At 68.5% G+C, this 16,381-nt stretch carries 17 protein-coding genes; 5 read left to right on the top strand and 12 right to left on the bottom strand.

Annotation, left to right across the window (positions count from 1 at the left end):
• Positions 1 to 27 precede the first annotated feature (27 nt).
• A complete protein-coding gene (locus GH2_RS15415; RefSeq protein WP_066170167.1) occupies positions 28 to 414 on the bottom strand; it encodes a PLD nuclease N-terminal domain-containing protein in 387 nt (128 codons plus the stop codon).
• A 143-nt stretch (positions 415 to 557) separates the two neighbouring features.
• Between GH2_RS15415 and GH2_RS15410 the strand changes: the two genes are divergently transcribed.
• Together GH2_RS15410 and GH2_RS15405 are read left to right on the top strand one after the other, a co-directional pair.
• Positions 558 to 1,544, top strand: coding sequence for a diaminopimelate dehydrogenase (locus tag GH2_RS15410; RefSeq protein ID WP_066169801.1), 987 nt, complete (start codon positions 558 to 560; stop codon positions 1,542 to 1,544).
• 102 nt (positions 1,545 to 1,646) lie between these two features.
• Positions 1,647 to 2,516: a universal stress protein gene (locus tag GH2_RS15405; protein ID WP_066170164.1), complete on the top strand. Its 870-nt coding sequence runs from the start codon at positions 1,647 to 1,649 to the stop codon at positions 2,514 to 2,516.
• Positions 2,517 to 2,579: 63 nt separating this feature from the next.
• Here GH2_RS15405 and GH2_RS15400 read toward each other — a convergent pair whose 3' ends face one another.
• The 3 genes from GH2_RS15400 to GH2_RS21785 all read right to left on the bottom strand — a co-directional run bounded on the left by GH2_RS15400 (position 2,580) and on the right by GH2_RS21785 (position 5,160).
• Positions 2,580 to 4,007 carry an aldehyde dehydrogenase family protein gene (locus GH2_RS15400; RefSeq protein WP_066169798.1) on the bottom strand — a complete coding sequence of 476 codons (1,428 nt, stop codon included), beginning with the start codon at positions 4,005 to 4,007 and terminating at the stop codon, positions 2,580 to 2,582.
• A 125-nt stretch (positions 4,008 to 4,132) separates the two neighbouring features.
• On the bottom strand, positions 4,133 to 4,384 hold the full coding sequence (locus tag GH2_RS15395) for a DUF4190 domain-containing protein (RefSeq protein WP_157086111.1): 252 nt from the start codon (positions 4,382 to 4,384) through the stop codon (positions 4,133 to 4,135).
• 602 nt (positions 4,385 to 4,986) lie between these two features.
• On the bottom strand, positions 4,987 to 5,160 hold the full coding sequence (locus tag GH2_RS21785) for a hypothetical protein (protein WP_169802467.1): 174 nt from the start codon (positions 5,158 to 5,160) through the stop codon (positions 4,987 to 4,989).
• A gap of 68 nt (positions 5,161 to 5,228) precedes the next feature.
• Here GH2_RS21785 and GH2_RS15390 point away from each other — a divergent pair, with 68 nt between their 5' ends.
• Both GH2_RS15390 and GH2_RS15385 read left to right on the top strand, forming a co-directional pair.
• Positions 5,229 to 5,759, top strand: a complete 531-nt coding sequence (locus GH2_RS15390) for a peptidylprolyl isomerase (RefSeq protein WP_066169792.1) — start codon at positions 5,229 to 5,231, stop codon at positions 5,757 to 5,759.
• A 124-nt stretch (positions 5,760 to 5,883) separates the two neighbouring features.
• A complete protein-coding gene (locus GH2_RS15385; RefSeq protein WP_066169789.1) occupies positions 5,884 to 6,627 on the top strand; it encodes a rhomboid family intramembrane serine protease in 744 nt (247 codons plus the stop codon).
• 5 nt (positions 6,628 to 6,632) lie between these two features.
• Here GH2_RS15385 and GH2_RS15380 read toward each other — a convergent pair whose 3' ends face one another.
• Positions 6,633 to 7,076, bottom strand: coding sequence for a PH domain-containing protein (locus GH2_RS15380; protein WP_066169785.1), 444 nt, complete (start codon positions 7,074 to 7,076; stop codon positions 6,633 to 6,635).
• An 88-nt stretch (positions 7,077 to 7,164) separates the two neighbouring features.
• Entirely contained in the window at positions 7,165 to 7,443 is a 279-nt protein-coding gene (gene crgA / locus GH2_RS15375) for a cell division protein CrgA (protein WP_066169780.1), read from the bottom strand.
• 55 nt (positions 7,444 to 7,498) lie between these two features.
• Here crgA and GH2_RS15370 point away from each other — a divergent pair, with 55 nt between their 5' ends.
• Positions 7,499 to 8,161, top strand: a complete 663-nt coding sequence (locus GH2_RS15370) for an aminodeoxychorismate/anthranilate synthase component II (protein WP_066169778.1) — start codon at positions 7,499 to 7,501, stop codon at positions 8,159 to 8,161.
• Positions 8,162 to 8,240: 79 nt separating this feature from the next.
• Here GH2_RS15370 and pknB read toward each other — a convergent pair whose 3' ends face one another.
• Genes pknB through GH2_RS15340 form a run of 6 tightly spaced genes read right to left on the bottom strand, consistent with a single transcriptional unit; the run spans position 8,241 to position 16,330 of the window.
• Positions 8,241 to 10,166 carry a Stk1 family PASTA domain-containing Ser/Thr kinase gene (pknB, locus tag GH2_RS15365; protein ID WP_066169775.1) on the bottom strand — a complete coding sequence of 642 codons (1,926 nt, stop codon included), beginning with the start codon at positions 10,164 to 10,166 and terminating at the stop codon, positions 8,241 to 8,243.
• A 6-nt stretch (positions 10,167 to 10,172) separates the two neighbouring features.
• A complete protein-coding gene (locus tag GH2_RS15360; protein ID WP_066169773.1) occupies positions 10,173 to 11,519 on the bottom strand; it encodes a serine/threonine-protein kinase in 1,347 nt (448 codons plus the stop codon).
• Positions 11,516 to 13,021: a peptidoglycan D,D-transpeptidase FtsI family protein gene (locus tag GH2_RS15355; protein WP_066169771.1), complete on the bottom strand. Its 1,506-nt coding sequence runs from the start codon at positions 13,019 to 13,021 to the stop codon at positions 11,516 to 11,518. Before GH2_RS15355 ends, GH2_RS15360 begins: the two co-directional genes overlap by 4 nt.
• Complete coding sequence (locus tag GH2_RS15350; RefSeq protein WP_066169768.1) at positions 13,018 to 14,442, bottom strand: FtsW/RodA/SpoVE family cell cycle protein; 1,425 nt, start codon at positions 14,440 to 14,442, stop codon at positions 13,018 to 13,020. Before GH2_RS15350 ends, GH2_RS15355 begins: the two co-directional genes overlap by 4 nt.
• Positions 14,439 to 15,869, bottom strand: coding sequence for a PP2C family protein-serine/threonine phosphatase (locus tag GH2_RS15345; RefSeq protein ID WP_066169763.1), 1,431 nt, complete (start codon positions 15,867 to 15,869; stop codon positions 14,439 to 14,441). The genes GH2_RS15350 and GH2_RS15345 overlap by 4 nt, the downstream gene beginning before the upstream one ends.
• The gene (locus GH2_RS15340) at positions 15,866 to 16,330 is read right to left on the bottom strand and encodes an FHA domain-containing protein FhaB/FipA (RefSeq protein WP_066169759.1); all 465 of its coding nucleotides are present in this window, start codon (positions 16,328 to 16,330) and stop codon (positions 15,866 to 15,868) included. The genes GH2_RS15345 and GH2_RS15340 overlap by 4 nt, the downstream gene beginning before the upstream one ends.
• Positions 16,331 to 16,381: the final 51 nt, after the last annotated feature.

Genomic DNA, 16,381 nt, shown 5'->3' with positions numbered 1-16,381 from the left:
GTGCGGGGAGGTCACTGCCCGCACCGGTCATCGACCGCCGGAAGCGTCCGTGTCTCCGGCCTCTCCCTCGCCGGCTTCACGCGCCTTCCGTCGCTGTTGCTCGGCCCGTTCCCGGACTCGGCGCCGGTACTCCTCGTCCTCCCGGGCGGCGACGGCGGCGCGGTACTCCGGCGGCTCGGCGGGCGCCGGGCGCCTCTGCTCGCCGACGCCGGTCGGCCGCGGCCCAGGCGTCGACGGCGGACCCTCCGGGCGGCCGACGATGAACCAGATCACCGAGCCGATCAGCGGGAGCAGGATGACGATGAAGACCCAGGCGAGCTTCGGGAGCTGACGCACCCGATACTCCTCGGCGAGGATGACGTCGATCAACGCCACCACCCACATCGCGAAGATGATGAGACCGATGACCGGCATGGCGACCCCCGTGGCACTGACGACAGTCCGCTGATCGTATCGCGGGCCGGTCCGCGGCTCCGGACCCGCGGTCGACGGTCGATACACTCGGGGCACGATCGGCCGGAACGGTCGAAAAAGGACAACCTGAAAAGGATGATCACGTGACCACACGGATCCGCATCGGCATCGTCGGATACGGAAACCTCGGCCGCGGCGTCGAGACCGCGATCGGCCTCAACCCCGACATGGAACTCGTCGGCGTCTTCACCCGTCGTGACCCGGAGACCGTCGAGACGGTCGGGCAGAGCACCCGGGCGTACCCGATGTCGGACTTAGACCGCGATCGCGACGACATCGACGTCCTCATCCTCTGCGGCGGCTCCCGCAGCGATCTGCCCGAACAGAGTCCCGCCCAGGCGGCGCGCTACAGCATCGTCGACAGCTACGACAACCATGCGCGCATCCCCGAGCACTTCGCTGCCGTCGACGCGGCCGCGCAGCAGGGCGGCACCACCGCGGTCATCTCGACCGGCTGGGATCCGGGCCTGTTCTCCCTGAACCGGGTGTTCGGCGAAGCGATCCTGGCGCAGGGCTCCACGTACACGTTCTGGGGCCGCGGCCTCAGCCAGGGCCACTCCGATGCGGTCCGACGCGTCGCGGGCGTGGCCGCGGGCGTGCAGTACACGCTGCCGTCGGAGGCGGCGATCGATCGGGTGCGGGCGGGGGAGAACCCCGACCTCTCCACGCGCGAGCGGCACACGCGCGAGTGCTTCGTCGTTCTGGAGGACGGCGCCGACGCCGACACGGTGCGCGCGGAGATCGTCGGCATGCCCGACTACTTCGAGCCGTACGACACCACGGTGCACTTCATCAGCGCGGAGGAACTGGCCCGTGATCACCAGGGCATGCCGCACGGCGGCTTCGTGATCCGCAGCGGCACCACGTCCGCGGGGACCAAGCAGGTCGTCGAATACAGCCTGGCGCTGGAGTCGAATCCGGAGTTCACCGCCAGCGTGCTCGTCGCGTACGCGCGGGCCGCGGTCCGGATGAATCGTGCCGGCGACGTGGGCGCCAAGACCGTGTACGACGTCGCACCCGGGCTGCTGTCGCCGCTGTCGCCGGAAGAACTTCGCGCCGGATACCTCTGACCGGATAACGAACGGTCGTCGACTTCGGTCAATACGGCCCGATCGGGCACCGTCGATGGCACCGTGGAGGGTGCCGGGGGCGCTACGGAAAGGGTCGTGGAGATGACGGTTCATTCGGCAGTGTCGGTCGCCGTCGACGGATCGGACCAGGCGTTGGAGGCGGTGCAGTGGGCGGCGGCCGCCGCCCAACGACTTCAGCGTCGACTGGACGTGGTGTCCGTGGTTCCGCCGGTCGCCATGCCGTTCGGTCCGCTGTCTCTGCAGTCCGACGAAGACGCGATGCTGGCCGCCAGACAGAAGGCCGAGACGGCGGTCTCGGTGGCGGCGCAGGTGGCGGTCCGGACGGCGAATGTTCCGGTCGAGACCCGGGTGATCGAGGGCAAACCCGCGCTCGCCCTGCGAGCGGTCTCGACGCGGGCGCACATGCTCGTCGTCGGACGCCGCGGGCTCGGCGGTGTGCGCGGCCTGCTTCTCGGCTCGGTGAGCACCGATGTCGCCGCCCACGGCGACTGCCCGACTGTCGTCGTCCCGGCCGGCGGAGACCGCACCACCGGACCCGTCGTCGTCGGATTCGACGGGTCACCGTCGGCCGACGCCGCCCTGGAACGGGCCTTCGACGCGGCGTCGACCATGAAGACGTCGCTCACGGTGGTGCACGGGTACGGCGGTTTCACCGACGAGGTGTTCCACGGCTACTCCGGGCAGGTTCTGGAGAACCTGCGCGGGAACGCCGAGATCGCTGTCGCCACCCGCATCGCCGGGCACAGCGAGCGACTGCCCGACGTCGAGGTCACCATCGACCTCACCACCGAGCCGCCGGCCGAGCATCTGAGCGTGCTGTCGGAGACGGCGCAGCTGGTGGTGGTCGGCACGCGAGGTCGTGGCGGATTCCGTGGCCTCACTCTCGGATCCACCAGCCAGGCGCTCCTGCACGTTGCACAGAGCCCGGTGATGGTGGTGCAGAACCGTTGACGCGACAGCGGAGCGCAGCGACGTCGCTGCGCTCCGCCTCTCGTGTCGGTCAGGTGTGTTCGGTCAGGCGCCGTAGCCGAGGACCGACTTCACCTCGAGGAATTCGTTGAATGCGTAGTCGCTCCACTCGCGACCGTTGCCGCTGCGCTTGTAGCCGCCGAACGGCGCCAACGGATCAATGGCCGCCGAGTTCAGCGTGATGGTGCCGGCGCGGAGTTTGGCCGCGACGCGGCGCACCTCCTCCTGGTCCTCACCGGAGACGTAGCCCGCCAGCCCGTACTCGGTGTCGTTGCCGATCTTGATCGCCTCGTCGACCGAGTCGTAGCCGATGACGACCAGGACAGGGCCGAAGACCTCGGTGCGCGCGATCTCCATGTCGTTGGTGACGTTGGTGAACACGGTCGGCTTCACGTAGTAGCCGGCGTCGAGGCCGTCGGGGCGTCCGGCGCCGCCGACGATCGGCTTGGCGCCGTCGGCGATGGCGCGTTCGATCAGTCCCTGGATCTTCTCGAACTGCGGCGCGGACACCACGGGACCCAGCCGCACACTGGTGGTGGGATCACCGACGGTGAGCGCCGCTGCCGCCTCGGTGGCCGCCTCGGCGACCTCGTCGAGCCGGTGCGACGGCACCAGCATCCGGCTGGGAGCGTTGCACGACTGCCCGGAGTTCACCATCATCGCGCCGACGCCCGCCGCGACGTTCTTGGCCAGCGACGCGTCGTCGAGCAGGATGTTGGGGCTCTTGCCGCCGAGTTCCTGGGCGACGCGCTTGACGGTCGGCGCCGCGGTCTTGGCGACCTCGATGCCTGCCCGCGTGGATCCGGTGAACGAGATGAGGTCGATGTCCGGGTGCGCCGACAGTGCGGTGCCGACGCCCGCGCCGTCGCCGTTGACGAGGTTGAAGACACCGGCGGGCACGCCGGCGGCGTCGAAGATCTCGGCGACGATCGCGGCCGAGAACGGCGCCACCTCGCTCGGCTTGAGGATCATGGTGCAGCCGGTGGCGAGTGCGGGCGCGACCTTGCACATCACCTGATTCAGCGGCCAGTTCCAGGGGGTGATGAAGCCGCAGACGCCGATCGGCTCCTTGACGATGCGTGACGTGCCGCGGTCTTCGGCGAACGAGAAGGTCTTCAGGGACTCGGCGGCCGTCGCCAGGTGGGCCATGCCGATCGGAACCTGGGCGGCGCTCGCGAGTCCGGCGGGGGCGCCCATCTCGGTGGTGACCGCTTCGGCGAGGTCGGCCGCACGGTTCTGGTACTCGGCGAGGATGGCGCCGATCAACGCGATCCGGTCGTCGACCGTGGACATCGACCACCCTTCGAAGGCGTGGCGCGCAGCGATCACCGCGGCGTCGACGTCGGCGCTGGTACCGAGCGCGACGGTGCCCGCGGGTTGTTCGGTGGCCGGGTTGATGACGTCGAGGACGGTGAGTTCTCCCGCCGGGTCCACCCACTGGCCGTTGATGTAGAACTTGGTCAAATCTGTCATTTTCGCTCGTTCCGTGAGGTGCGCACCGCCCCGCAGGGCGCGGACACCCTCCAAGCTACATCGGCGGTGGACGGGACTTCAGAACTTGTTTCGATTCGGGTTCCGAAGTGGTTTGACCTGCGGTTTCAGATCAAGATCCACAGGTAGGCGAGCAGTCCGAGCACGAAGAACGTCAACCACAGCCAGCCGATGATGATCGCTGCCGTGGCGAACTCGCGGCCGTACTCGCCGTTGCCCTTGTCGATGCGCGCACGGGTGCGGTAACCGAGCCACAGGCCGAACGGGAACAGCAGGCCGATGGCCGAGAGGACGAAGGCGATGATCGCGTTCACGCTGAGGCGTTTGGCGGGTGCGGAGCTCGCGGTAGCAGAAGCCACTGGCTTGGAATCCTTGGTGAGGGAGGGAGACGAAGAGGACGCCGCGGGGGCTGCGGCGCCGGGCGCGGGCCGGGCGGGTGCGGCGGCGCTGTCGACCGCCGAGTAGGCGAGGGGCGCCTTGGACGCGCTGTCGGCGGTCGTCGGCGAGCCGCCTGCCGGGCGCGGACCGGGAGTGTTCGGTCGGGGCGTCGCCGCCTGCGATGGCGGTGTGGTCGCGGCCTGGTTGCCCGGGGCGGGAGTGCTCGGCGGGCGGGTAGTGGGAGACGGGCTACTGGGAGGCGGGGTACTCGGGGACGGAACGTTCGGGGACGCGCCGCGCGGAGACGGGGGAGTCGACGGCTGCGGTCGGCTCGGCGCAGGAACCGGGTGCGCCGGTCCGGGACCGCTGCCCCGATGGGTGGGCTGCGGCGGAACCGGAGGCACCGGCGGGACCGAGTGCGTCGACGGCCTCACCGGGGGTGCCGAATTGGGCGCCGACGGCGCCTTCTCCCAGGGAGCGGCCGCTCGACCGGATCGCTGGGGTGAGGGCTGCTCGGGCGGCAGAGCCCCGGGACCGTGCGGTCGCGTCGGACTCTGCTCGCGGGGTTCGTCAGTGCTCACGCCTACAAATTACCCGCAGAAGCGGAGTCGTTGGTGAGGCCACGCACGTCTTCGATGCGGGGAACGGTCGGCGACACCGGCGGATGAGCAGTCCGTGACCGTCGCAGCACCACGGCGAGGCCGGCCACCAGCACGACGAGCGCGGACGCGAGAACCACCAGAAGTTTGTTCGGCATCCACCAAGCGTGCCAGGCGGGACGGGGACGACGCCAGTGCAGGCGGCCAGGCGGCCGGACATGGTTTCATGGACGGTGTGAGTGAGCAGAACAAGACCGCGACCCTGCACACCAATCGCGGCGACATCATCATCGAACTCTTCGGCAATCACGCGCCGGTCACCGTCGAGAACTTCGTCGGCCTGGCAGACGGTTCCAAGGAGTACTCCACCAAGAACGCGAAGGGCGAGGCCAGCGGTCCGTTCTACGACGGCGCCGTGTTCCACCGCGTCATCAACGGCTTCATGATCCAGGGCGGCGACCCGACCGGCACCGGTCGCGGCGGCCCCGGCTACCAGTTCAAGGACGAGTTCCATCCGGAACTGCAGTTCGACCGCCCGTACCTGCTGGCCATGGCGAACGCCGGCCCCGGCACCAACGGCTCGCAGTTCTTCATCACCGTCGGCGCCACCCCGCACCTGAACCGTCGCCACACCATCTTCGGTGAGGTCAAGGACGCGGCTTCGCAGGCCGTCGTCGACGCGATCGCGACCACCGCCACCGATCGCACCGATCGCCCGGTCGACGCCGTCGTCATCGAGAGCGTCGAGCTCAGCTGAGTTGACCGCCACCTGCTACCGGCACCCCGACCGCCCGACAGCGCTGTCTTGCACACGCTGCGGGCGGTCGGCCTGTCCGGACTGTCTGCGCTCGGCGTCGGTCGGGCAGCACTGCCTCGACTGCGTGGGTGAGTCGTCGGCGTCCGCCCGCGTCAATGCGGCTGCCCCGACCATCGACGTCGCGGGACATGCCAAGCCGTACGTCACCTATGTCCTCATCGCGATCAACGTGCTCGTGTTCGGCGCCGTGGTCCTGCAGGCAGGCGGTTTCACGAATCTCGGGCGCTCGGCGATCATGCAGCAGGGCGCGCTCATCAGCGGCGGCGGGTTCGAGAACGAGTACTGGCGGCTGGTGACCTCCGGCTTCCTGCACTGGTCGGTGATCCATCTGGCGGTCAACATGTTCTCGCTGTACGTCATCGGCGCGGACCTGGAACGTCTCTTCGGCCGCGGCCGCTACCTCGCGGTGTACGTGATCGGGCTGCTCGGCGGCAGCGCGGCGGTGATGGCGCTGGAACCCGGGCTGAAGGTCACCGCAGGCGCCTCGGGCGCCATCTACGGTCTTCTCGGTGCCCTGTTGATCGTCATCCTGCGCCTGAAACTTCCGGCGACCACGGTCATCGCCGTGATCGTCATCAACGTGGTGCTCTCGATCAGCATCCCGGGGATCTCGCTCCTCGGACACCTCGGTGGATTGGTCTTCGGCGCCGCCGCTGCCGCCGCCGTGATCTGGCTGCCGGTCAAGATCCTGCCGCCCGAACGCCAGACCGCACAGCAGGTGACGAAGATCGGCTGGTACGGGCTGACGGCGCTCGCGGTGATCGCCCTCGTCATCGGCACCTCGTTCGCGGTGGAGGCGAGCCTCTAAATCATCTAGCCCACGTCGGCGGGAAAGCCCGCGCGTTGCAGCTTCTCGACCACGACGGTCGGTTCTTCGCCCAGGTCCCAGCGGCCGAACACCAACAGGCGGTCGTCGGGTAGATCGATGATCAACTGTCGCGTGCGGCCGACGAGCCGTCGGCTGTGCAGGAGCGATACCTGCTCGACGTCGTCGACCGTCAGACGGCGCGTGCCGCGCACCGTCTTGACGATCAGGGCGGGTCCGGCGACCAGCGCCAATCGTGGTCGTCGGACCAGGGAGATCACGCCGACGACGGCTGCGGCTAGTGCTGCGATGCCGATGAAGAACGCCGCGGGCGGATCGGTGTACGACGCGGCCGCGGCCGCGGCGAGTGCGATGCCGACGCCGAGCAGGGCGATTGCCGCGGGAAGCGGCGTCGCCCACTGGTCATGCACAGCCGAGTCGGAGTTATCCACAGGGGTTATCCACACTGGGGATGAATTACACACATGTAAGTCACGAGTCCATCACTCACCACAGAACGATCCGCCGATCAATCGAGGGTCAGCGCCACCCCATGGTCATCAACAGGCCGGCCACCATGAGGCCGAATCCGATGAGCATGTTCCAGGGACCCAGAGCACTCATCCAGTCCAGTGCGGAGTACTTGTTGGTGGACGCGCCGAGGTAGTACACCATGAGCCAGATCAGGCCGAGCAGCATCAGCCCGAACATGACGGACTGGTAGAACACCCCGGACGGACCGGCCTTCACCTTCACCGGCGTGCGATTCGCGGTGTTGATGGTGTAGTCGGTCTTCTTCCGGACTTTTGACTTAGGCATATCCCTACGGTAACTGAGTCGAGGCCCAGGAGGGGAACCCGTTAATCTGGACGACGTGCGCATCCTCGTCATCGACAATTACGACAGCTTCGTCTACAACCTCGTCCAGTACCTCGGACAGCTCGGTGTGGACGCCGTCGTCTGGCGCAACGACGACGCGCAGTTGGCCGACCTCGACGCGGTGGTCGGCCAGTTCGACGGAATCCTGTTGAGCCCCGGCCCGGGCACCCCGGACCGCGCGGGAGCCACCGAACCGATCATCCGGGCGGCCGCGCAGGCGGGCACTCCGCTGCTGGGCGTCTGCCTGGGCCATCAGGCCATCGGCGAAGTCTTCGGCGGCACCGTCACCCGTGCGCCCGAACTCCTGCACGGCAAGACCTCGCTCGTCGAGCACGACGGCACCGGCGTCCTCGCGGGACTGCCGCAACCGTTCGTCGCGACCCGCTACCACTCGCTGACCGTGGCCCCGGAGAGCATTCCGGACGAGCTCGTCGTGACCGGTCGAACCGAGAACGGCATCGTCATGGCGATGCGCCACCGCGAGCTGCCGATCCACAGCGTGCAGTTCCACCCCGAGAGCGTTCTCACGCAGGGCGGTCACCGGATGCTCGCCAACTGGCTGGGCGTCTGCGGCTTCGATGTCCCGGAGGCCACGGTCGCCGAGCTGGAGGCCAAGGCTGCCGCTGCCCTGGGCACCACCGACGCACAAACGCCCTGAGCGTCGACCTTCGCTCAGACTCTGAGCCCGGGCGAAGGTCGACGCCTAGGGCGTTCATCGCCCGTGGCGGCTGACCCGGCTAACCCGGGATCAGGCTCGCGCGGCCGATCACGACGTCGACCGACGCCGTCTTGCGCAGTTTGCTGCCTGCGGTGGGACTCTGTGCGAGGACCTTGCCGTCGTCCTTGCTGGTGAGGCCCACACCGCGCTCGCGCTGGGTCAGGGTGGTGGCCTCCCAGCCCGCGTCCTCCAGCGCCGACTGTGCCTCGGCGAGGGTCATCCCGCGCAGATTCGGCACCACGAACAGGTTGCCGCGCGAGATCTGCACCTGCACGATGCTGCCGACCTCGATCGACGTTCCCGGCTCCGGCGACGTGCTGACCACCTGACCGGCGGGCATCTCGGAGTCGACGGCCACGGTCGTCATCTCGAGGTCGAGCCCGGTGAGCGCCGCCTTGGCCTCCTCCTCGGTCTGGCCGCGCACGTCCGGCAGAGTCACCTCGCGGGGACCGGTGCCGACGTAGAGGATCACCCGAGAGTTCACCGGGGCGGACTGGCCGGTGCGCGGATTGGTGCGGACCACCTTGCCCTTGAGCTTCATCGTCGACTCGGTGTCTTCGGTCTTCACCTCGGTGAAGCCGAGGACGTTCAACTGCTTGCTGGCATCCGAGGGCGACTTGCCGCGCAGGTCCGGCACCGACTGTCGTTGCGGGCCGGACGAGATGTAGAGCGTGACCTCCGAGCCCTTCGGCGTGGGGACGTCGTCGCCCGGCGCGGTGCGGGTCGCGAGCCCCTCGGCGATGTCGGTGCTGGGCTCGTTGGTCTGCTTCACCGCGAAGCCCGCCTGCTCCAGATTGGCCTGCGCGGCGTCGGCCGCCAGCCCGGCGACTTTGGGCACGGCGATGAGCGGCGCGGACGACGACCACGGCGACCACGAGAACAGCCCGATCAGAAGGACCAGGATCGCGGCGATGGCGACTGCGACGAGGGTTCGACGATTGCGGAAGATGCCGCGACCGGGTGGGACCTCCGACTCGCCGTCGTCGGCCGAGCGCGCATGGCGTCGACTGGGCATCGACTCGTCGCGGACCGACACCCGGGGTGCGTCGATCAGCGCGGTCTGCTCCTCGTCGGTCAGCAGCATGGGCGCCGACGGTTTGCCGCCGGCGAGAACCTTAATCAGGTCGGCGCGGAAATCGGCCGCCGTCTGATAGCGATTGGCCGGGTTCTTGCTCATCGCCTGCATGATCACCGAGTCCAGCTCCGGGGTGATCTCCGGGCGGATCGACGACGGCCTGCGCGGATCCTCGTGGACGTGCTGGTGGGCGACGGCGATCGGCGAGTCGCCGGTGAACGGCGGTTCGCCGGTGACCAACTCGAACAGCACACAGCCCATCGAGTAGATGTCGGAGCGCGGATCCACCTTGATGCCGCGCGCCTGCTCCGGCGACAGGTACTGCGCGGTGCCCATCACCGCCGAGGTCTGCGTCATCGTCGCCGACGTGTCGTCCAAGGCGCGGGCGATGCCGAAGTCCATCACCTTGACCGCGCCCGTGCGGTCGATCATCACGTTGGCCGGCTTCATATCGCGGTGCACGATGTTGTTCCGGTGCGAGAAGTCCATGGCGGCGGCCACGTCGGCCATCCATGTCATCGCCTGCTTCTGAGCGATGTGCCCGGACTCCGACGCGCGGAGGATGTCGCGGAGCGTCTCGCCCTCGACGTACTCCATCACGATGAACGGCAGCGGACCCTCGTCGGTCTCGGCCTCACCGGTGTCGAAGACCTGGACAATCGTCGGGTGATTGAGCTTCGCCGCGTTCTTCGCCTCGCGGTGGAACCGCAGGTAGAACATCGGATCACGGGCCAGGTCGGGGCGCAGGATCTTGATCGCGACGTCGCGGTGCAGCAGTAGGTCGCGGGCGAACTGCACCTCCGACATCCCGCCGAACCCCAGCGTATCGCCGAGTTCGTAGCGGTCAGACAGGTAGTGGGGGTCGGTCACGGTCGCTCACCCCCCGACGCCTGGAAGGCCCGGAAGGGTGAACGTCGGCAGGCCCGGCTGCGTGGTCGTCGTATCGGTCTCGGTCGGCTCCTCGGTCGGTTCCTCGGAGGTCTCCGTGGTCGACGTCTCGGTCGTCTCCTCGCTCGTGGTCGTCGACTGCTCGGTGGTGGTCTGCTCTTCGGACGTGGTCTCCTGCGTCGTCTGGTCCGGCGTCTGGGTGACCGTCCGCGTCTGCGTGGTCGACGGCGTCGGGGTCCGCTGGGTGGGGCTCGAGGTGAGCCAGTAACCGACCAGGACGATGGCCGCGAGCAGCAGCAGTGCCGCGATCGCGGTCAGCACCTTGTGGGTGGTGCTCCAACCGCCGTCGTCGCCGACGGGCTGACGCGGGGTGGCGGCGGTGCCCACTCGCGAGGACTGCGGCGAGGTCATCGGCGGCTGCGGCGAGGTCATCGCGCGCGTCCCGACCGCGGCCGCCGCGGCGCCTGCGCCCGCTGCCGTCCGCGGAACCGGCGGTCGATGACCGGCGCGCACTGCGGCGACGGCGTCCGCGAACTCGCCGCCGGTCGCGTACCGCTGGGCCGGGTCCTTCGACAGCGCGATCTCGATCAGTTCGCGGACCGGCGCCGGAATGCTGTGCGGCAGCGGCGGCGGGGGCTCCTGAATGTGCTTCATCGCGACCGTGATGGCGCCGTCGCCCAGGAACGGGCGACGACCGGTCAGGGCCTCGTAGCCGACGACGCCGAGGGCGTACACGTCGGAGGCTGCGGTGGCCTCACCGCCGGTGGCCTGCTCGGGCGAGATGTACTGGGCGGTGCCCATCACCATGCCGGTCTGCGTCACCGGTGCCGCGTCGACGGCCTTGGCGATGCCGAAGTCGGTGATCTTCACCTGGCCGGTCGGGGTGATGAGGATGTTGCCGGGCTTCACGTCGCGGTGGACCAGGCCTGCGGTGTGGGCCGCTTGCAGGGCCCGACCGGTCTGTTCGAGCATGTCGAGGGTGTGCGGCAACGACAGCTGGCTCATCCGCGAGATCACCGAGTTGAGCGGCTCGCCGTCAACCAACTCCATGACGAGGTAGGCCAGCGGGTCGCCGCCGTTGCGATCGGGCGTCTCGCCGTAGTCGAAGACACCTGCGATGCCGGGATCGTTGAGTCGCGCGGTGGTCTGCGCCTCCGTGCGGAAGCGTCGCAGGAACTCCGAGTCGTTGGAGTACTCGGCCTTGAGGACCTTCACGGCCACTCGTCGGCCGAGTCGGGTGTCGAGGGCTTCCCAGACCTGGCCCATGCCACCCGTGGCGATCAACCGGACCAGTCGGTACCGGTCGGCGATGATGGTGCCGTTCTGCAGGCTCATCGAGCACCTCCCGCGTAAGCGTTCATGACAGCGCGTCCGATCGGCGCGGCGGCCACGCCACCGTACGAACCCTGTCCCCTATTTCCATTTTCTAGAATGACTGCGACCGCGATCCGCGCGTTGGAACTCGGCGAGAATGCGATGTACCAGGCGTACGGCGTCTCGCCGCCGCGCGAGGTGTCGGAGTGCTCGGCGGTGCCGGTCTTCGACGCGATCCCCGACTGCGCATTGGCGGTGTGCTGCTCGGACAAGACCATCATCTCGGTGATCTGATCGGCCTGCTCGGCGGTCAGCGGGCGACCCAGCGACGACGGCGACGTCGTCGAGATGGTCCGCAGGTCGGCGGTCTGCAGCTTGTCGACCAGATACGGCCGCATGCGGACGCCGCCGTTCGCGACGGTCGCGGCGATCGACGCGTTCTGCAGCACCGTCAGGCGTACGTCGCGCTGGCCGATCGCGGACTGTCCCAGCGCGGCGAGGTCGTTGCCGATGTCCCCGACGGTGGACTGTGCGACCCTCATCGGCACACCGGGCGGATTGTCGCCGACGCCGAACAGCTTCGACGTGGCCGTGAAGTCGCTCGCCGCGTCGCCCGGCATCTTCTCGGTCATCAGTTGGGCGAACGCGGTGTTGCAGGAGTACTCGAACGCCTGCGTCAGGGTCACGGTGCCGCCCGACGAGCCCGGGCAGGTGCTGCCGCTGTCGTTCGAGAGGGTCGCGTTGCTGCCGGGCAGGGTGATCTGCGACGACGCCGTCAGGCGGGTCTGCGGGCCGCGGCCGGCCTTCAGCGCCGTCGCGGTGGTCACCACCTTGTACGTGGAGCCCGGCGGGTACAACGCGTCGATGGCACGGTTGGTCATCGGCTCGTCGCCGCCCTCGGCGTTGTACGTCTTCCACGCCTTCTCGGCGTCGCCGAAGTCCTGCGACGCGAGTTGGTTCGGGTCGTAGCTGGGTGTCGACGCCATGGCCAGGATCTTGCCGGTGCTGGGCTCCAGTGCGACGACGGCGCCGCGGCACGGGCCGTCGCACCCCGCGTTGGTGAGTTCGCGGTAGGCCACGCTCTGCAGCCGGGGGTCGATCGTGGTCACGACGTTGCCGCCGCGCGGATCGCGACCGGAGAACATGTCCATGAACCGCTGCGTGAACAGACGGTCGTCGTTGCCGTTGAGGATGGTGTCCTCGGAGTACTCGATGCCGCGGTCGGAGCGGTACACGAACGAGAAGTAGCCGGTGACCGGGGCATATGCTCCGGGATTGCGGGTCGGGTAGCGCCGCAGGTACTTGAACTTGTTGTCCGTCGGCACCGACTCGGCCAGGACGGTGCCGTCCGCGGCCACGATGACGCCGCGCTGGCGGGCGTACTCGTCGAGCAGCACGCGCGAGTTGCGGGTGTCCGAGCGGAGTTCGTCGGCCTTGAAGACCTGCACGTACGTGGCGTTCGCGAGGAGTGCGATGACCATGATCATCGCGGCGATGGCGACCTTCTGGATGGGGCGATTCACTGCTTACGCACCACCCGCGTCGACATCGACTCGACGGGCGCGGCCTGCTGCTTGGGTGCGTCGGGCTCGCGGGCCGCGTTCGAGATGCGGATCAGCAGGGCCAGCAGGATGTAGTTGGCGAGCAGCGACGACCCGCCGTACGCCAGGAACGGGGTGGTCAGGCCGGTCAGCGGAATCAGCTTCGAGACGCCGCCGAAGACGACGAAGACCTGGAAGATGATCGTGAAGCTCAGACCGGCGGCCAGCAGCTTGCCGAAACTGTCGCGGACGGCGATCGCCGACCGGAGGCCGCGGATCGTGATCAGCAGGTACACCATCATGATCGCGGCGAGGCCGACCAGGCCGAGCTCTTCCGCGAACGAGGTGAGGATGAAGTCGGTGTTCGCGAAGGGGACGATGTTCGGCCGTCCCGAACCCAGGCCGGTACCGAACATTCCGCCCGTCGCGAACCCGAACAGGCTCTGGGCGATCTGGTAGCCGAAGGTGTCGTACTGGGCGAAGGGGTCCTCCCAGATCGCGACGCGGACCCGCAGATGCTCGAACAGCTGGTAGGCGATGGTCGCACCCAGCACGAACAGGGTGACGCCCAGCATCAGCCAACTGACCCGCGACGTCGCCACGTACAGCATGGTCAGCACGGTGGCGAAGATCAGCAGCGGCGTGCCGAGGTCGTTGGCGAGTGCCAGGACGCCAGTTGCGATGGCCCACGCGGCCAAGAGCGGTCCGAGGTCGCGCAGGCGCGGGAAGTCGATGCCCGCAAACTGCTTGCCCGCGGTCGTGAACAGGTCGCGTCGGGACACCAGGAACGCCGCGGCGAAGATGATGATCGCGATCTTCGAGAACTCACCCGGCTGGATGCTGAATCCGGGAATCCGGATCCAGTTGCGCGAGCCGTTCACCTCGGCCATCGACGCGGGCAGGACCATCGGGATCGACAGGAAGATCAGACCGCCCAGACCCAGCGTGTACGCATAGCGCGACAGCGTGCGGTGGTCGCGGACCACGATCAGCGTGAGGCTGAAGACGATGACGCCCAGGACCGCCCAGACCAGCTGCTGGTCGGCGTTGTGCGTCATCTCGTCGGCCTTGACCAGCTCGTCACGGCGCGACGAACCCAGATCGAGGCGGTAGATCATCACCAGGCCCAGACCGTTGAGCAGCGCGACGCACGGCAGCAGCAGCGGATCGGCGAACGGCGCGAACCGGCGGATCACCAGGTGCGCGACGGCGAACAGGACGATGAAGGCGCCCGCGTACTTCAGGGTCTGCACGCCCAGCGTCACGTCTTGCGCGCCCTGCACGATCAGCAGCGCGGCGATGACGACGCACACCGCGAACGAGAGCAGCACCACCTCGGTGGTGCGGCCTGCGCTCTTGGGCGGCGGCGTCGGCGGCGCGTGCATGGACGGCGCCGACGTCATGCGTCGCCTCGACAGGTGGGATGGCCGTCGGCCCCGGTGGTCTGTGTCGGGGTCGACGACGGTGTCGGTGCTGCCGACGACGTCGTCGTCTCGGACTCCGGACGTCGGTCGGTGGGCTTGCGCTCCGGTTCCGGTGCGGGCGGCGGCGCGCACTTCGGCAGGAACTCCAGCTGGCGGACCCGCTCACGCGTGGTGACGAGGTCGTCGTTCTTGATGCTGTTCGACGTCACGGCGCTGCGCCCGATGCCGGTCAGGTACGCGACCTTCAGCGGCGTGCAGTCCTTGGTCGAGTCGGCGGAGACGAAATCGATCTGCGGAACGTCCGCGTTCGGGTCATCGACGCAGGCGCGCTCGTTGGGGGACTGCACGGTGAAGAACAGCAGAGTGTCGGGCGTGCCGGAGAAGATCTCGACGTTGCCGTCGACGGCGGTCACGAAAGTGCTCGCCATCGCTTTGGAGCGGACGACGAAGAACGCGGTCACCAGCAAGGCGAGTGCGGCGAGCGCGGCGATGATCACCAGCGGCCAGCGCCAACTCCGTTTTCCGGAGTGCTCGGGCTCGTCGTCGTGCAGAGTAGGCCGCGCAGGCGTGGGCGCAGGCGGTCGGAGTGCGGCGGCGCGTCCGGCAGCGGTCGCCGGATTCGGCACATAACCGGCGGCGTCGTCCGAGCCCGCAGCACCGCCGACGATCGGCGTCGAATCGCCGAACTCGGTGTCGACGACGTCGGCCACCACGACCGTCACATTGTCGGGTCCGCCGCTGCGCAGAGCGAGCTCCACCAGGCGATCCGCGCAGGCGTGATAATCGTCGATGGAGCCGAGGGTGTCGGCGAGCGTCTCGTCGCTGACGACGTCGGAGAGCCCATCGCTGCACAGCAGATAGCGGTCGCCGGCGCGGGCCTCCCGCATGATCAGCGTGGGCTCCACCTCCTGACCGGTGAGGGCGCGCATGATCAGCGACCGCTGAGGATGCGTGTGCGCCTGCTCGGCGGTGATGCGCCCCTCGTCGACGAGGCTTTGGACAAAGGTGTCGTCGCGGGTGATCTGGCTCAGCTGACCGTCGCGGTGCAGATATCCGCGGGAGTCGCCGACATGGCACAGACCGATCCGGTTGCCTGCGAACAGGATGGCCGTGAGCGTGGTGCCCATGCCGTCCAGCTCGGGCTGTTTGGCTACCTGTGCGGCGATGGCGGCGTTGCCCGCGGCCGTCGCGCGTTCGAGGGCGGAGAGGAGGTCGCCCCCGGGTTCGTCGTTGTCGAGCGGGCGCAGGGCTTCGATCACCAGTTGGCTGGCGACCTCGCCGGCCGCATGGCCGCCCATGCCGTCGGCCAGAGCCAGCAGCCGAGCGCCTGCGTAGACCGAGTCCTCGTTGTTCGAGCGGACCAGACCGCGGTCGCTTCGCGCGATGTAGCGCAGCACAAGGGTCACGGGCGCAGCTCAATCACAGTCTTGCCGACTCGGATCGGCGTGTTGATCGGTGCGCGGACGGCGGTGGTGACCTTGGTCCGGTCCAGATAGGTGCCGTTGGTGGAGCCCAGATCTTCGACGTACCAGTCGTCGCCGCGTGGGGAGAGGCGAGCGTGGCGTTCGGAGGCGTAGTCGTCGGTCAGGACCAGCGTCGAGTCGTCGGCCCGGCCGATCAGCACGGGCGCCGTGCCGAGGGTGATGCGCGTGTTCGCCAGCGCGCCCGCCGTCACCACCAGGTAGCGCGCGGTGCCGCGGGTGCGGCCGCTGCGCTGTTTGCGTTCGGCGCGACCCGAACGCAGTGGCATGCGGTTGCCGCTGGCCGCGGCGAGATCAGAGCGCATTGCTCGGATGATGGCGTACACGAAAAGCCAGAGCAGGATCAGAAACCCGAATCGGATCACCTGCAGCAGGATGCCCTGCATCTACCCCCATCACCTCCCTCACAGACGGGTATCCGGTCCTCCCGGATGCAT

This window comes from Gordonia hydrophobica NBRC 16057 (genome assembly GCF_001592365.1).
GTDB lineage: Bacteria > Actinomycetota > Actinomycetes > Mycobacteriales > Mycobacteriaceae > Gordonia > Gordonia hydrophobica.
The sequence above is the reverse complement of the archived record's forward strand: the minus strand, read 5'-3'. Positions and strand labels throughout refer to the sequence as shown.

Excerpts from the sequence above, each read along its gene's own strand:
- GH2_RS15415 (WP_066170167.1), bottom strand. The coding sequence starts at position 414 with ATGCCGGTCATCGGTCTCATCATCTTCGCGATGTGGGTGGTGGCGTTG.
- GH2_RS15405 (WP_066170164.1), top strand. The coding sequence starts at position 1,647 with ATGACGGTTCATTCGGCAGTGTCGGTCGCCGTCGACGGATCGGACCAG.
- GH2_RS15400 (WP_066169798.1), bottom strand. The coding sequence starts at position 4,007 with ATGACAGATTTGACCAAGTTCTACATCAACGGCCAGTGGGTGGACCCG.
- GH2_RS21785 (WP_169802467.1), bottom strand. The coding sequence starts at position 5,160 with ATGCCGAACAAACTTCTGGTGGTTCTCGCGTCCGCGCTCGTCGTGCTG.
- GH2_RS15390 (WP_066169792.1), top strand. The coding sequence starts at position 5,229 with ATGGACGGTGTGAGTGAGCAGAACAAGACCGCGACCCTGCACACCAAT.
- crgA (WP_066169780.1), bottom strand. The coding sequence starts at position 7,443 with ATGCCTAAGTCAAAAGTCCGGAAGAAGACCGACTACACCATCAACACC.
- GH2_RS15360 (WP_066169773.1), bottom strand. The coding sequence starts at position 11,519 with ATGAGCCTGCAGAACGGCACCATCATCGCCGACCGGTACCGACTGGTC.
- GH2_RS15350 (WP_066169768.1), bottom strand. The coding sequence starts at position 14,442 with ATGACGTCGGCGCCGTCCATGCACGCGCCGCCGACGCCGCCGCCCAAG.
- GH2_RS15340 (WP_066169759.1), bottom strand. The coding sequence starts at position 16,330 with ATGCAGGGCATCCTGCTGCAGGTGATCCGATTCGGGTTTCTGATCCTG.